The sequence below is a fragment of the Pandoraea sp. XJJ-1 genome, assembly GCF_026802345.1.
GTDB classification, from domain to species: domain Bacteria; phylum Pseudomonadota; class Gammaproteobacteria; order Burkholderiales; family Burkholderiaceae; genus Pandoraea; species Pandoraea cepalis.
In genome coordinates this window covers 5,105,025-5,120,610 of sequence record NZ_CP113827.1, presented here as the reverse complement: position 1 = coordinate 5,120,610, position 15,586 = coordinate 5,105,025, and the positions used below count along the sequence as shown (strand labels likewise).

At 61.7% G+C, this 15,586-nt stretch carries 11 protein-coding genes, 4 pseudogenes and 1 other annotated feature; of the genes and pseudogenes, 9 read left to right on the top strand and 6 right to left on the bottom strand.

Annotation, left to right across the window (positions count from 1 at the left end):
• Positions 1-4 precede the first annotated feature (4 nt).
• Together OYT13_RS23695 and wecB are read left to right on the top strand one after the other, a co-directional pair.
• Entirely contained in the window at positions 5-1,015 is a 1,011-nt protein-coding gene (locus OYT13_RS23695) for a polysaccharide biosynthesis protein (RefSeq protein ID WP_268567017.1), read from the top strand.
• Entirely contained in the window at positions 1,008-2,138 is a 1,131-nt protein-coding gene (gene wecB, locus OYT13_RS23690; RefSeq protein WP_268567016.1) for a non-hydrolyzing UDP-N-acetylglucosamine 2-epimerase, read from the top strand. The genes OYT13_RS23695 and wecB overlap by 8 nt, the downstream gene beginning before the upstream one ends.
• A 93-nt stretch (positions 2,139-2,231) precedes the next feature.
• Here wecB and OYT13_RS23685 read toward each other — a convergent pair.
• From OYT13_RS23685 to OYT13_RS23665, 5 genes and pseudogenes are all read right to left on the bottom strand, one after another.
• Positions 2,232-2,867, bottom strand: a pseudogene (locus tag OYT13_RS23685) (IS3 family transposase); the annotation flags it as partial.
• A gap of 32 nt (positions 2,868-2,899) precedes the next feature.
• Positions 2,900-3,984, bottom strand: a pseudogene (locus tag OYT13_RS23680) (IS3 family transposase); the annotation flags it as partial.
• Positions 3,737-3,853 (bottom strand) — a sequence feature (AL1L pseudoknot). It overlaps the preceding pseudogene by 117 nt.
• A 76-nt stretch (positions 3,985-4,060) precedes the next feature.
• The gene (gene istB, locus OYT13_RS23675; RefSeq protein ID WP_261939478.1) at positions 4,061-4,846 is read right to left on the bottom strand and encodes an IS21-like element helper ATPase IstB; all 786 of its coding nucleotides are present in this window, start codon (positions 4,844-4,846) and stop codon (positions 4,061-4,063) included.
• Positions 4,843-5,859 (bottom strand): IS21 family transposase, encoded by a 1,017-nt coding sequence (istA, locus tag OYT13_RS23670; protein ID WP_268567015.1) that lies wholly within the window; start codon positions 5,857-5,859, stop codon positions 4,843-4,845. Before istA ends, istB begins: the two co-directional genes overlap by 4 nt.
• A gap of 78 nt (positions 5,860-5,937) precedes the next feature.
• Positions 5,938-6,093 (bottom strand): annotated as a pseudogene (locus tag OYT13_RS23665) (IS3 family transposase); the annotation flags it as partial.
• A gap of 578 nt (positions 6,094-6,671) precedes the next feature.
• Between OYT13_RS23665 and OYT13_RS23660 the strand changes: the two are divergent.
• The 5 genes and pseudogenes from OYT13_RS23660 to OYT13_RS23640 all read left to right on the top strand — a co-directional run.
• Positions 6,672-7,793 (top strand): annotated as a pseudogene (locus OYT13_RS23660) (cytochrome c oxidase subunit II); the annotation flags it as partial.
• Positions 7,794-8,425: 632 nt separating this feature from the next.
• Entirely contained in the window at positions 8,426-10,273 is a 1,848-nt protein-coding gene (ctaD, locus tag OYT13_RS23655) for a cytochrome c oxidase subunit I (protein ID WP_017233549.1), read from the top strand.
• A complete protein-coding gene (locus OYT13_RS23650; RefSeq protein WP_268567014.1) occupies positions 10,270-10,905 on the top strand; it encodes a cytochrome c oxidase subunit 3 in 636 nt (211 codons plus the stop codon). The genes ctaD and OYT13_RS23650 overlap by 4 nt, the downstream gene beginning before the upstream one ends.
• 19 nt (positions 10,906-10,924) lie before the next feature.
• A complete protein-coding gene (locus OYT13_RS23645) occupies positions 10,925-11,617 on the top strand; it encodes a heme-copper oxidase subunit III family protein (RefSeq protein WP_017233547.1) in 693 nt (230 codons plus the stop codon).
• An 8-nt stretch (positions 11,618-11,625) separates the two neighbouring features.
• Complete coding sequence (locus tag OYT13_RS23640) at positions 11,626-11,982, top strand: cytochrome C oxidase subunit IV family protein (RefSeq protein ID WP_017233546.1); 357 nt, start codon at positions 11,626-11,628, stop codon at positions 11,980-11,982.
• Positions 11,983-12,009: 27 nt separating this feature from the next.
• Here the strand turns inward: OYT13_RS23640 and OYT13_RS23635 are convergent, their stop codons facing one another.
• Positions 12,010-12,942, bottom strand: a complete 933-nt coding sequence (locus OYT13_RS23635) for a LysR family transcriptional regulator (RefSeq protein WP_268567013.1) — start codon at positions 12,940-12,942, stop codon at positions 12,010-12,012.
• Between the two features lie 252 nt (positions 12,943-13,194).
• On the opposite strand from OYT13_RS23635, the gene OYT13_RS23630 reads away from it, so the two are divergent.
• The gene (locus tag OYT13_RS23630; protein WP_026131871.1) at positions 13,195-13,968 is read left to right on the top strand and encodes a putative hydro-lyase; all 774 of its coding nucleotides are present in this window, start codon (positions 13,195-13,197) and stop codon (positions 13,966-13,968) included.
• A gap of 266 nt (positions 13,969-14,234) precedes the next feature.
• Complete coding sequence (locus OYT13_RS23625) at positions 14,235-15,566, top strand: MFS transporter (RefSeq protein ID WP_017233543.1); 1,332 nt, start codon at positions 14,235-14,237, stop codon at positions 15,564-15,566.
• The last annotated feature ends 20 nt before the right edge of the window (positions 15,567-15,586 follow it).

Below are 15,586 nucleotides of genomic sequence, written 5' to 3'. Positions count from 1 at the left end.
CGATATGTTCGACGATAGCGTTTTAATGATTACAGGTGGTACCGGATCGTTTGGCAACACCATCCTGACTCGCTTCCTCAATACCGGCGTCAAAGAGATCCGTATTTTCAGCCGAGATGAGAAGAAGCAAGAAGACATGCGGATTGCGCTGAACAATCCCAAGCTCAAGTTCTATATTGGGGACGTGCGCAACTATGAGAGCGTGCGGCAAGCGATGAAGGGGGTGGATTACGTCTTCCACGCCGCGGCACTCAAGCAGGTACCTTCGTGCGAGTTCTATCCGATGGAAGCGGTGCGCACGAATGTGCTCGGTACCGAGAACGTTATGAATGCTGCGACGGCCGCTGGCGTGAAACGTTTGATCGTGCTGAGTACTGACAAGGCAGTTTATCCCATCAACGCGATGGGCATTTCAAAAGCGATGGCGGAAAAGCTGATGGTCGCCAAAGCACGGTCGCAGCAGGAAGGCGAGACCATCTTTTGTGCCACGCGCTACGGTAATGTGATGGCATCGCGCGGTTCCGTCATTCCGCTATTCGTATCGCAATTGAAGGGCGGCAAGCCCCTCTCGTTGACAGACCCCAACATGACGCGATTCCTGATGTCGCTGGATGACTCCGTCGATCTGGTGCTGCACGCGTTCGCGCACGGTCGGCAGGGCGACATCTTCGTGCAGCAAGCCCCGGCCTCGACGGTCGCCGACCTGGCGCAAGCGCTTAAGGAGTTGTTCAAGCGCGACAATCCGATTCGTGTTATCGGCACGCGCCACGGCGAGAAGCTTTATGAATCACTAATTTCGCGCGAAGAAATGGCGCATGCTGAGAATATGGGAAATTACTTTCGTATTCCGGCGGATATTCGCGACCTTAACTACGCCAAGTATTTCAGCGAAGGTGAAGAGGACATTTCGCATATCGACGACTATACGTCGCACAATACTCGTCGATTGAACGTGGAGCAGGTCAAGGCGCTGCTTCTTAAACTGGATTTTATTCGGGAAGAATTAAATGCTTAAAGTTATGACGATTGTCGGGACGCGTCCGGAGCTCATTAAGATGAGTCGCGTCATCGCCGAATTCGATCAACATACTCATCACGTTCTCGTTCACACCGGCCAAAACTACGATTACGAACTGAATCAGTTGTTTTTCGAGGACTTGGGCATCCGTAAGCCGAATCATTTCCTGGAAGCGGTTGGCGACAATGCCGCTCAGACCATTGCGCGCGTCATCGAGAAAGCCGACGCGGTTATGGAGTTGGAAAAACCCGATGCCGTGATGCTCTACGGTGACACTAACTCCTGCCTTGCGGTGATTGCCGCCAAGCGTCGCAAAATTCCGGTGTTCCACATGGAAGCCGGCAATCGCTGTTTCGACCAGCGCGTGCCTGAAGAACTCAATCGCAAGGTGCTTGATCACTTGAGCGATATCAATCTCGTATTGACCGAACACGCCCGCCGATACCTGATTGCGGAAGGCGTTCCGGCAGAATCCATCATTAAGACGGGTTCCCATATGCGCGAAGTCTTGGATTTCTACATGGAGAAAATCCAAGCATCCGACATCCTGGCGCGCAAGAAGCTGGAAAGCGGGAAGTTCTTCATTGTGAGCGCCCACCGCGAAGAGAATGTCGACACGCCGCAGAACCTGCTCGACATGGTGCAAACGCTCAACGCACTGGCTGAGGCGTACGACGTTCCGGTCATCGTCTCCACGCATCCGCGCACTCAAAAGCGCCTCGATGCGCTGGAACTTGGCAAGCTCAACCCGCATATTCAGTTCCTTAAGCCATTCGGCTTCTGCGACTACATCAAGCTGCAGCTCGAGGCGTTGTGCGTGGTTTCCGATAGCGGCACCATCACGGAAGAGGGGTCGTTACTCAACCTGCCTGCTATTACTTTGCGCAATGCGCACGAGCGGCCCGAAGGTATGGATGTCGGTACGCTGATCATGAGTGGCTTGAAGAAGGAGAGAGTGCTTGATGCGGTGCGGGTCATAATCGCCCAGCATGACAGGAGCGCTCGAGTCATGAAGCCGGTCGAAGATTACGAAGCGGGACAGGTATCGAAGAAGATCCTTCGCATCGTCCTGAGTTACGTCGATTACGTCAATCGTACGGTCTGGTCAAAACCAGTCTGACTTTCCGGAAGGCGGCGAGGGCGTTCCCGCCTTGAAAGTAAAAAAGCCGACTCGAAGTGAACTGACCCCAAAAAGTTAGACGGTCAAGTTTTCTCAGCGCGCGCCTACGGGCTGGGTTCTGTATTGCACAGGACTCAGCCCGTTTCGTTTGAGGCTGATGCGTTCGTGATTGTAGTAGTGAATGTATGTGCGTAAGCCGTCGCGTAATTGCTTGATGCTTTCGAACCGGTTCAGGTAGAAAAACTCTGTCTTGAGCGTAGCGAAAAAACTTTCCATAGCAGCGTTGTCCAGGCAATTGCCCCGTCGCGACATGCTTTGCTCGACGCCGTTTTGTGCGAGTTTGCGCTGCCAGTCGCCCATCTGATATTGCCAGCCTTGATCGGAGTGCAAGACGGGGCGCTGCTTGCCAGTCAGGCGCCGCATAGCTTGATCCAGCATCTTGCCTACGAAGCCGTAGTGAGGCCGCTCTCCGGTCTGCCAAGCGATGATCTCGCCGTTATATAAGTCCATCACTGGCGACAGATACAGCTTTTGTCCCTTGACGTTGAATTCCGTCACATCGGTGACCCATTTCTGGTTCGGGCACTCGGCGCTAAAGTCACGCGCGAGCAAGTTCGGCGCAATCTGGCCGACTTCCCCTCGGAATGAGCGATAGCGCTTAGGCCGCACGAGCGACTTCAGCCCGAGCAATTGCATCAGTCGCTGGACCGTTTTGTGATTGACATGTTGAACCGCCCCGGAAATCGTGGAGGCTGGTTGGTTTAAGTTGATGCGAGTTCAGCGGCAGCTGTTTCAAGTTGCCGATAGTAGTTTGCCTCAGCTTCGGCGGGCGGGATATAGCCGAGGGGTTCCATCAACCGATGATGATTGAACCAGGCCACCCACTGCAGCGTTGCCAGTTCAACGGATTCCCGCGTTTTCCAGGTGCGGCGATGAATCAGTTCAGCCTTGTACAAGCCGTTGATCGTTTCAGCCGGGGCGTTGTCATAGCTGTCTCCCCGGCTGCCGACCGACGGTTCGATGCTCGCTTCGGCCAGCCGTTCGCTGTAGCGAATACTGACGTATTGGGACCCTCTGTCGGAATGGTGTATCAAGGTTCCGTCGTTGCCCGGGCGCCGCACGTAAAGCGCCTGTTCAAGGGCATCCAGAACGAAGTCCGTGGTCATCGAACTGCTGACTCGCCAGCCGACGATACGGCGAGCAAACACATCGATCACGAAAGCCACATACAGCCAGCCCTGCCACGTCGAAACGTAGGTGAAGTCAGAAACCCAGAGCTGGTTTGGCCGTGCCGCCTTGAACTGGCGATTGACCCGATCCAGCGGGCGCGGGGCTATGGCATCAGGAACAGTCGTGCGAACACGCTTGCCTCGCATCACGCCGCGCAAACCCAGTTGCTTCATCAAACGTTCGACCGTGCAGCGCGCCACCGCGATACGCTCCCGGTTCATCTGCTTCCAGACTTTATCCGCGCCGTAGACCTGCATGTTGGCCTGCCACACACGCTTGATCTCCGGCCGCAGACGTTCATCGCGGATTGCGCGAACAGAGCGCCGCGATGGATCACGAAGCTGCGCGGCATGGCGTCGGTAACCCGACGGGGCAATCCGCAAGACCTTGCAGATCGGCTCGACCCCGAAGGTGTCGCGATGCTGATCGATGAAGGCCTTCAGGACTTGAAACGGCGGTCGAGCTCCGCCTGGGCGAAAAACGCGCTCGCGACCTTGAGAATCTCGTTGGCACGACGCAACTCCTTGACTTCGCGCTCCAAGGCCTTGAGGCGCTCGCGCTCGTCTGTGGTCACGCCATCGCGCTCACCGTGGTCGACCTGGTCGCGCTTGACCCACTTGTCAACGCCGGTTTAAATCTGACCCACCTTCCGGCATAACGCCGAAGTAAATCTGACCCACCCAGGCTCCGTGTCACGCGGCGGCTCTCGCGCTCGCCCGCGTAGTCTGTCCAGCTTTCCGTTTGTCCTTCAGCCGGTAGCTCTCGCCCGCAATCTGCACGATGTGCGCGTGATGGAGCAGCCGGTCGAGCATTGCCGCCGTCAGCGTCTGGTCGTCGGCAAACGCCGTAGCCCACTGCGTAAATGGCAGGTTGCTCGTCAGCACGATGGCGCCACGCTCGTATCGCTTGGCCACCACGTTAAAAAACAGGTTGGCCTCCTCGCGCCCAAATGGCAGGTAGCCGATTTCGTCGATAACCAGCAGCTTCGGGCCGACCACGGCTCGGTTAAAAAACTCTCGCAGCCGGTTCTGCTGCTTGGCCGTCGCCAACTGCATCATCAGGTCGGCGGCGGTCGTGAAGCGCGTCTTGATACCGGCCTGTGTCGCCCGATACGCCAGGGCGCAGGCGATGTGCGTCTTGCCTACGCCGGACGGACCGAGCAGCACCACATTCTCGGCCCGCTCGATAAACGCCAGCCCGGCCAACTCCTGGATTTGGGCTCGCGGAGCGCCACTGGCAAAGCCAAAGTCGTATTGCTCCAGCGTCTTGATGCCCGGTAGCGACGCCATCTTGGTCAGCGTCTGGCGCTTGCGCTCCTCACGGGCATCTCGCTCAGTCAGCAGCAGTTGCTCCAGGAAGTCGGCGTGGCTTGCATCGGCGTTCGCGGCGTTCTGGGCCAGCGCGCCCCAGTCGTTGCTGATACGGTCCAGTTTCAGTTCGTCGCACAGCCCTGCAATGCGTTCATGCTGGAGATTCATGCCGCCACCTCCAGCAAGGCGTCGTAGACCGACAGCGGATGTTGCAGGCTTTCGTTCGGCAGGACTCGTTTGAGCCGCGTCGGCACCGGGGTTTGCGCCGAGGTCGACACCGGCAACGGCAGAAGCGCCGCTTGCTCTATCGGCAGCCGGACCGACGGTTTCTCTTTCGTCGTGGCATGCACTCGCACATTCGCCACCTCGGCCAGCCAGCGGCCGATATGGCCGTTGGCCGCCTCGACATCCAGCTTCAGGCCGGTCTGCTTAAGCGTTGCCGCCAACGGCACCACGAAGCTCTCCTTCAGATATCGGTTGAAGCGCTCAACCTTGCCTTTGGTCTTCGCCCGGTACGGCCTGCATACCTTTGGTGTAAATCCAAACGTTTGGGCCAGCGTCAGCATTTCCCCATTCCAGCGATGGTGGCCATCCCCGTAAGCATCGCGCTCGACGATGACCGACTTGGCGTTGTCGAACAGCACATGCTCAGGCGTGCCGCCGAAATAGATGAAGGCTTCCCGCAAACACTCGCACAGCGTCTTGGCATCCTCGCCGCTCGTGAAGCGCACATACGTCGCCCGGCTGTAGCCAAGCGTAGCAACCAGCGCGAGCAACGGCGACCGCCCGCGCCGAATGGTCGTGAAGTCGGCTTGCATCTGTCGGCCTGGTGCCGTCTCGAAGCGCACGACAGGTTCCGGCTGCGCATTCTTGTATTGTGCGAGGAACACTTTGAGCTGGCTGATGCCGCCGTCGTAGCCTTCATCTCGCAGCTCGCGCAGCAACACCGTCGCTGGAATCCAATGTGGTCGGGCTGCTTCGATTCGCCCGAGCAGGTACGCCTTGAACGGGGCCAGTTTGGTCGGCCGAGGCTCCCGCTCCTTGTACTGGCTCGCCTCTTCGTCGCGTAGATATCGCCGCACCGTGTTCCGCGAGACGCCCATCTGCCTCGCTATCTCCCGCACCGACGCTCCGCGCCTTGCCAATACCTTGATTTCCACTGCTTGCTCCTGAGTCAGCATCGGCGGCAAAAGCCGCCATCCTCTCCCAGGTGGGTCAGGTTTACTTCGGCGGGTGGGTCAGTTTTACATCGGCGCTAACACCCACTCATGCAGTGTCTGCGGTGTGCAGCCGATCATCGGCGCAATCGACTCGATCGCCGCCCACATCGACGGATGTTCGCCACGCTGCTCGCGCACAAGGCGCACCGCCCGCTCTCGGACTTCCGGGGAAAACTTGGTTACCTTCTTGTTCATAGCTCCATTCTCTCAAGAGTTGGAGCCTCCGCAAAATCCGGGGCGGTTCAGTCGCAGAAGAAAAACTTAACGCAGTGTCCGGGATCGGTTGACCACTACATGCCGATACTGCCGGACCACCCGTAGCTTGAACGCCTCATCGTACTTCGTCATGAAAAACACCCCAAAGATTGGATTTACGTCCAACTTTTGGGGTGCAGTTCAATGAGTCGGCTTTTTTGCTTTCAAGGATCCTCTTGGCGGGCGCGGGGGTCAACATATCCGCCAATCCCACTTGAAATGCGGCTGCCAACACGTAAGCACGACGATATGCCTGCCGGTCCTCTTGGTCCGCGCAGGGACGCGAGCGACTCTTGCTTGACAGACACGTTTCTGGCACTAGCCTTATTAAGCAGGTGCGCGAATATCTCATCAGTGGTGGGTCGGATCACTTGTCCGGGCAGATCCTGCCCCAGATCCACAACGCGCAAGAGGCGGCGGCCGATGAAAAGAAAACGACTATCTTCGTGCGTACTGGCGTTGGGGTCGCTGCGAGCGTTACTGCGGCCGATTTTCCATATGCGGCAAAGGCGGGTTGCATGTCCCTCCCCATCCTCCTGACCGTCCTCGTCGCTGCCGCCCTGGCCTTCCACTTCTGGAGCCCGTGGTGGCAGACGCCGCTGGCGTCTAACTGGCGCCAGATGGACGACACCCTCACGATCACGCTGGTGATCACCGGCGTGGCCTTTGCCGCCGTCAATCTCTTCGTTGCCTGGGCGATCTACCGTTACCGCCATCGCGACGGGCACCGCGCGGCCTACGAGCCCCACAACCGGCGTCTCGAAGCTTGGCTCATCGGTATCACAACCGTTGGCATCGCCGCCATGCTCGCACCGGGCCTATTCGTCTATGCCAAACTCATCAATCCCCCCGCCAATGCTCATGTCGTCGAAGTCGTCGGCCAGCAGTGGCAATGGCGTTTCCGCCTGCCGGGCCCCGACGGGCGGCTCGGCAGTTCCGACCCGAGCTATGTCACCGCGGACAACCCGCTCGGCCTGAATCCCAAGGATCCCGCGAATCAGGACAACCGTATCGTCGACGCCCCCGAACTGCATTTGCTCGTCGGCCAGCCAGTGAAATTGCTGCTGCGCGCCAAAGATGTCCTTCATGACTTCTACGTCCCGCCCTTCCGCACGCGCATGAACATGGTGCCGGGCATGGTCACGCAGATGTGGCTCACTCCCACGCGAATCGGGCGCTTCGACATCCTCTGTGCACAGCTTTGTGGCGTCGGCCACGCCAACATGCGCGGCGTTGTTGTGGTCGACGACAAGCCCGCCTACGACGCCTGGGTGGCCACACTCCCCACCTTTGCTGCACTGCAAGCGCAACATGCCGGGGCGGCGACGTCTGACCCGCTCGCGGCGAAAGGCAAATTGCTGGCGCAGGCGAAGGGCTGTGCCGCGTGCCACACGGTCGACGGCTCGCCCGGCGTCGGGCCGACCTGGAAAGGTCTGTACGGCACGACGCAGACGTTTCAGGATGGCAGTTCGGCGCACGTCGACGACGCGTACCTGGCGACCTTCATCCGCAATCCGACCGCACGAGTGCCCAAGGGCTTCGCGCCAATCATGCCCAAGCTCGATCTCACTGACGACGAGCTAAAGGCGCTCATCACGTACATCCGGACGCTGGGTTCCGCGCCGCCCCCGGAGGCCGCCCCTTCACAGCCGGCAACGCCTGCGCCCGCCGCTGCCATGCACGCGCCTCTCCAACCGGTAGCGTTGGGCCTGACGACCCAATCGGCTCGCGCTCAGCCCGCCGTACAACTCGCCCAAAACTCACTGCTGACACCGCGTCCGCCCGCACAGTACGCGCCGCTGACGCCATCCGGTCCGTCAAGCTCAAGCTCGCAGCCGCCGTCTCAGCCGGCACGCCGGCCGGGGCAAGCGCCGGGGCTACCGTTGCAGAACGACCCGAACACGACGTTGCTGCCACTGGCTATCCCGCCGGCACAGCCCGTCAATCCGCCGTCGGGGCCCGCGCAGCCGCGCGTGCCGATGATTCGCCCCGCGCCTTAGCGCGACCTCGGATTTTGTAGACGCATCCTCGCAGACGCATCACCACGGAAACATCGGAAGAATGCACCGCAAGGTCAGCGCCGCGACGCAAGACGGGACAGCAGGGGACAACACGACACGAGACAGCACGAGACGACACGACATACCTAGACATGGTGCGGCACCGTGCGACATAGCACCACGCAGAACGACATAGCGCGAGACGCCACAAGACAACACAACACGAGACAACACAACTCGAATCAGCGACAGAACCCACAGGGAGACAAGTCATGACCGGCGACTCCGACAGTTCCGACAGTGCAGCCCACGCCGGTGGGTACCACGGCGCTCCGCACAGCTTCTGGACGAAATATGTCTGGAGCCAGGACCACAAGGTCATTGCAGTGCAATACGCGTGCACGGCCATCGCCGTGGGACTCGTCGGGCTCGTCCTCTCGAACCTCATGCGCATGCAACTGGGGTTCCCGGGCAAGTTCTCCTTCATCGACGCCAACCACTACTACCAGTACGTCACCATGCACGGCATGATCATGGTGATCTACCTGCTCACGGCACTGTTCCTCGGCGGCTTCGGTAACTACCTCATCCCGCTGATGGTCGGGGCGCGCGACATGGTCTTCCCGTTCCTGAACATGCTCAGTTACTGGGTCTACCTGCTCGCCGTCATCGTGCTGATGGTGAGCTTCTTCGTGCCCGGCGGCCCGACCGGCGCGGGCTGGACACTCTACCCTCCGCAAGCGATTCTCCCCGGCACGCCGGGCACCGAGTGGGGCATCGTGCTGATGCTCGTCTCGCTGGCCATCTTCATCGTGGCCGCCACGATGGGCGGCCTCAATTACGTCACCACCGTGCTGCAAGCACGCGCCGAAGGCATGACATTGCTGCGCATGCCGCTCACGGTCTGGGGCATCGTGATGGCCACGGTGCTCGCGCTGCTGGCCTTCCCGGCGCTGTTCGTCTCCGCCGTCATGATGCTGCTCGACAAGACCCTGCACACGAGCTTCTTCATGCCGGCCATCGTGTCGATGGGCCAACCGCTCGACTATCGCGGCGGCAGCCCGCTCCTGTTTCAGCACCTGTTCTGGTTCTTCGGCCACCCCGAGGTGTACATCGTCGCGCTGCCCGCCTTCGGCATCGTCTCGGATCTCATCAGCGTGCACGCACGCAAGAACATCTTCGGCTACCGCATGATGGTCTGGGCGATCCTCGCCATCGGCGCGCTCTCGGTCGTCGTCTGGGCGCACCACATGTTCATCAGCGGCATGAATCCGTACTTCGGATTCTTCTTCGCCACGACCACCCTCATCATCGCCATCCCTACCGCGATCAAGGTCTACAACTGGGTGCTCACGCTGTGGCGCGGTGACATCCATCTGACCGTGCCGATGCTGTTCGCCATCGGCTTCATCAGCACCTTCGTGATCGGCGGCCTCACCGGACTCTTCCTCGGCAACGTCAGCGTCGACATGCCGCTGTCGAATACCTACTTCGTGGTCGCGCACTTCCACATGGTGATGGGCGTGTCGCCGCTGCTCGTGATCTTCGGCGGCATCTACCACTGGTATCCGCTCATCACCGGCAGACGGATGAACGACCGCCTCGGCCAATGGCATTTCTGGATCACGTTCCTCGGCACCTACGCGATCTTCTTCCCGATGCACTACCTCGGCATTCTCGGCATGCCGCGCCGCTACTACGAGTTCAAGGGCTACAGTTTCATCCCCGAGTCGGCGCACACGATGAACGCCTACATCTCGATAGCGGCGTTCATCGTGGCCGCCGGGCAATTGCTGTTCCTGTTCAACCTCGCCTGGAGCGTTCGGCACGGCAAGCCGGCCGGCGCGAACCCGTGGCGTGCGGCGTCGCTCGAATGGCAAACGCCCGACGTGCCGCCTGAGCATGGTAACTGGGGGCCGATTGCGCCCGTGGTCTATCGCTGGCCTTATGAATACAGCGTACCGGGCGACATCGACGACGTCGTGCCGCAGAACCTCGCCCCAGATCCACGACGCCCCGCCACGCTCGTACAGGGCGACTCGGCGGCGCTGCACCGTCGCGACACGCCGCCGCCCCCACCGACCAAGTCACCCAAGTCACCCAAGGGAGCCGCACCATGAAGCCCGCTCCGTCATGGCCGTCCCCGCCATCGGGGGGCGTGCCCATCGCTCAGCCGCAGCGTCGCGCGGCGTCGCAGGTCGCGCTCTGGTGGCTCATGGGTGTAATCGGCATGCTGTTCGCGCTGATGCTCGTGGCGTATGTGATGCGCATGAGTCTCGGCGACTGGCGTCCGCTACCGTCGATCAACGCGCTGTGGATCAACACGGGGATGCTGGCCGCCGCATGCCTCGTGATGCAGTCGTCGGTCTGGCAGGCGCGACACGGCGAATTGCGACGCTCACGTCGAGAATGGGCGCTGGCGGGCGGGTTAGCGCTCGCGTTCGTCATCGGGCAGCTTTGGGTGTGGCACGACCTGACGCTGCGTCACTTCGGTGTGGCCGGCAATCCCGCCAACAGCTTCTTCTACCTGCTCACCGGGTTGCACGCGCTGCATCTGCTCGGGGGCGGCGTGGCGTGGGCGTGTCTCGCGTCGCGTCGGCTTACCCATGCCGCGCGCGCACGACGCCTGTCGTTGACCGCGCAGTACTGGCACTTCCTTTTCGTGCTCTGGATCGTGTTGTTCGCGGCCATCATCAATCTCACGCCGGAGATCGCGCAGCGACTGTGCGGCACTGCCGCCGTCGGTTCGTAACGCGTCGAGGAGCGACATCGTGAATACGCCTTCGTCTGCATCGTCCCCGTCGACCGAATTACCCGCCGGCTGGCGCGGCGTCGTCACCGATTGGTCGGGAGATCGCGCCGCGTTCCACGTGCCATGGGGCAAGGCGATGATGTGGATCTTCCTGCTCTCGGACACGTTCGTGTTCAGCAGCTTTCTCATCGGCTACATGACGGTGCGCATCTCGACGACCGCCCCCTGGCCCAACCCGGCGGAGATATTCGCGCTCAATGTGAACGGCCATCCGGTGCCGCTGCTGCTCATCGCCATCATGACGTTCACGCTCATCACCAGCAGCGGCACCATGGCGATGGCGGTGAACTACGCCTACCGGCGCGATCGCGACAAGACGGCCGCCTGCATTCTCGCCACGGCCTATTTCGGCATGGCGTTCGTCGGCATGCAAGCATTCGAGTGGACCAACCTGATCGTGCACGAAGGCATCCGGCCCTGGGGCAACGCGATGGGCGCAGCGCAGTTCGGCGCGTGCTTCTTCATGATCACGGGCTTTCACGGGCTGCACGTGAGTGCGGGCGTCATCTATCTGCTCACGGTGATGCGCAAGGTGCTCAACGGCACGCTCGAACGGCGCGGCAACTACCAGCTCGTCGAGATCGCGGGCCTTTACTGGCACTTCGTCGATCTCGTCTGGGTGTTCATCTTTGCGCTGTTTTATCTCTGGTAGGAGGAGCGATGGAATCCTCTGCGACATCCGCAACGCAAGCGTCTGGCGCCAGCGGCGAACACTCGGGCCAACAGCATTCGGTCAGCCTCTATCTCAAGGTGTGGGGGCTGTTGTTCGTGCTCTCGACGCTGTCGTACCTCGTCGACTACGCCGATCTGCAGGGCTACTTGCGATGGGGGCTGATTCTCGCGCTGATGGTGGCCAAGGCCGGCCTGATCGTGGCGGTGTTCATGCACATGCGCTGGGAGCGGCTCGCACTCGTCTACGCGATCCTGATTCCGCCGCTCGCGTTGCTTGTGCTGATGGCCCTCATGGCCGCGGAAGCCGACTACACGTTCCTCACGCGGCTGGCGCATTTTCGGTAGATCGCACCGAGCGCCCGCCGCGACGCCTCACAACAATTCCACCAGCCGCCGGTCGCTCTTGCGGCAGTATTCCGAGCACGCCGTGCGCGCGGCCGTGGCCGCCCCATGCACGAAGAGCGGGGCGTCGGCGCGTCGCGACATCGACACCACGATGGACGGCGGCGCCGGCTGCAACGGCAGCTCCGCGACTTCACCGCTCGCAATCAGATCGTCGACGAACAGCCGCGGAATCGCCGCGACACCAAAGCCGTCTCTCACCAGCTGCACGATCACGGCAATCGACGGCGACCCGGTGATGCGCGTCTCCGAGAGGGGCACGCCGTGCACGCCCGCCAGTTTCGCCACGATGTCCTCGAGCGCCCGGTGCGGCGCCGTGCCGCGCCCGTAGGTCAGGATCGGATGCTGCAGCACCTGCTTCGCGAGCCCGCTGCGCGTGTTCGGAAACATGCCCGTGCGCGCGATCCAGTGCACCGGATAGTTGGCGAGCGCATCGCACACCACGCTGCTGTCGTCGCTGCCCTCCACGCGGATGATGAGATCGAGCTCGTCCGCGATCAGGCGGCGCTGCAACTGCACCGAGACGTCCACCGTCAACTCGACTTCCAGCGAGGGATAGTCGGCCGCCAGGCGTCGCAGATAGTGCGGCAGCCAGCTATGCACGACGGTCTCGATCACGCCGAGACGCAACCGTCCGCGCAAGGTGCTTTCGCCCGATGCCGCCGTCTGCAGACGGCGCGCCGCCTCCACCACCGCCTTGGCATAGCCCAGCAGGTATTCGCCGTTGGGTGTGAGACGAAATTCGCGAGTGCCGCGATCGACCAGCACGGTTTTCAGCTCCTCCTCGAGCGCCTTGAGCCGCTGTGAGATCGCCGCCGGCGTGGCGTGCAGTGCCGCGGCCGTCGCACGGAAGTTGCGCAGCTTGGCCAGCGTGACGAACGTTTCGAGAAATCGCGTGTTCATGGGACTCGGCGGGTCGGGAGCGTGCCCAAAATTTGACCTCGGATCGGAGAAGAAAAAAACAACGAACCTCGGGAAAACCCGTGACGTTGTTAAGAAATTCTATACGGCAGCGCGTAGAAAAACTCGTTAGCGACAACTTTTTTTTCTTTCTATGCTTCAGCCATCCGATGCCACCGATGCATCCCCCTCAATGCCGGAGCTGTCATGAACCATCCCGCCGTGCTCGACGACCTCGCCTCGCAACGCGACGCCATCACGCCCTTCGCCTTCCGTCAGGCCGTGCGCAGCGGTCAGTTCCGCAAGCCGACCGCCGGGTACTGCGGCGACTTCGCACAAGCCAACCTCGCGATTCTGCCGGAGGCTTACGCACACGACTTCCTGCGCTTCTGCCAAAGCAATCCGAAGGCGTGCCCGCTGCTCGGCGTGGGCGAGCCAGGGCAATGGCACGTGCCGGCGCTGGGTCGCGAGGTGGATATCCGCACCGACGTGCCGGGTTACAACGTTTACCGCGACGGCAAGCTCGCCGAACAGGTCGATCACCTGGCCGAAGTCTGGCAGGACGACTTCGTCGTCTTCGCCATCGGCTGCTCGTTCTCCTTTGAGGGCATGCTGGCGCAGGCGGGCATTGGGTTGCGTCACGTGGAAGAGGGACGCAACGTGCCGATGTATCGAACCAATATCGCCAATCAGCGCGCCGGAAAGTTCGGTGGCGAGCTGGTCGTGTCGATGCGCCCGATGAAGGGGGGCGATGCCATTCGCGCTGTGCAGATCACGAGCCGGTTCCCCGGCGTGCACGGCGCGCCGATCCATATCGGTGACCCGGCGGCGCTCGGCATCGCGGATTTGAATAAGCCGGAGTTTGGCGACGCCGTCACCATTCGCGACGGCGAGCTGCCTGTCTACTGGGCCTGTGGCGTGACGCCGCAGACCGCAATCATGGAGGCCAGGCTGCCGATCGCCATCGCACACCGGCCGGGCTACATGCTGATGACGGATATCCCGAACGCGTCGCTCGCCGTTTTCTGATCGCGCGCGACGTGCGTTGCACGGCACCCTGGCATCACGGCAATACCGGCCAGCGACGCATGACCTGAAGCACCCCGCAAATTTCACGCAAGCAGCACGCATCACTGAAGCTTTACCCGAGCACCAAGCACGACAGAAACACCGCGCCATGACGGGAGGCGGCAGGGGAAGGATCGCCTGCCGGTGACCGCACACGCCCATCGGAGAGCGCGGCCCGAGGGCACATCACACGGCAAGTCACGACATCACCGGAGCCTTTTTTTCTCATGGAAAGCAAAACCCCTCTCGCGCCCCCGGCGGCGGCAGTCTCCGCCGGCACGGCCGATACGTCTGACAAAGGCGGCAGCCTGTTCGGCTGGTACGGCGACGCCACCCCGCGCCAAAAGCGTGCCTTCTGGAGCTGCAAGGTCGGTTACATGCTCGACGGCATGGACACCCAGATGCTGAGCTTCGTCATTCCGACGCTGGTCGCGACGTGGGGCATCAGCCTTGCCGACGCGGGCTTCATCGGCACGCTCACGCTGCTCGCCTCGGCGCTTGGCGGCTGGGCGGCCGGCATTCTGTCGGATCGCATCGGTCGTGTGCGCACACTGCAGCTCACCGTGCTGTGGTTCGCCGTCTTCACCGGGCTGTGCGGACTCGCGCAGAACTACCATCAACTGCTCGCCGCGCGTGCGCTCATGGGCTTCGGTTTCGGCGGCGAATGGACGGCCGGCGCCGTGCTCATCGGTGAAGTGATGCGCGCCCGCGACCGTGGCAAGGCCGTGGGGCTCGTGCAGTCCGGCTGGGCCATCGGCTGGGGCCTGACGGCCATTCTCTACTCGGTGCTGTTCTCGCTGTTCCCCGCCGAAATGGCCTGGCGCGGACTGTTCCTGATCGGCCTGCTGCCCGCGCTGCTCGTGCTTTTCATTCGTCGCTACGTGCAGGAGCCGGAGGTCTATCAGAAGGAGAAGGCCAAGCAGACGTCGGACGACGCGCCCGGCCTGGCGGCCATCTTCAGCCCGGCATTGCTCTCGACGACGATTCGCGCCGCCCTGTTGACCACCGGCGCACAAGGCGGCTACTACGCCATCACGACGTGGCTGCCCACGTACCTGAAGACGGAGCGCCATCTCACGGTGATGGGCACCGGCGGCTACCTCGCCATGATCATCTTCGGCTCGTGGGTCGGCTATCTGGTCAGCTCGTATCTGACGGACCGGCTCGGCCGCAAGCCGAACTTCATTCTGTTCGCCGTGGGCTCGATGGTGATCGCGTTCTCGTACACGTCGTTGCCGCTGACCGATAGCGCCATGTTCTGGCTCGGCTTCCCCCTCGGTTTCTTCGCCTCGGGCATCTTCAGCGGCATGGGCGCATTCCTGACCGAGTTGTTCCCGACCCGCGTGCGCGGTTCCGGCCAGGGCTTCTGCTACAACGTCGGCCGTGCCGTGGGTGCCTTGTTCCCGTTCCTGATCGGCATGCTCTCGAAGCAATACGGCCTGGGCACGACCATCGGGATCTTCGCCGGCGTGGCCTACGGCGTGCTGATTCTCGCGGCGCTCACGCTGCCCGAGACGCGTGGCCGTGATCTCGATTCGCTCGAGGCGCACACGCAGTGACACGCGACACCCTGAGCCAA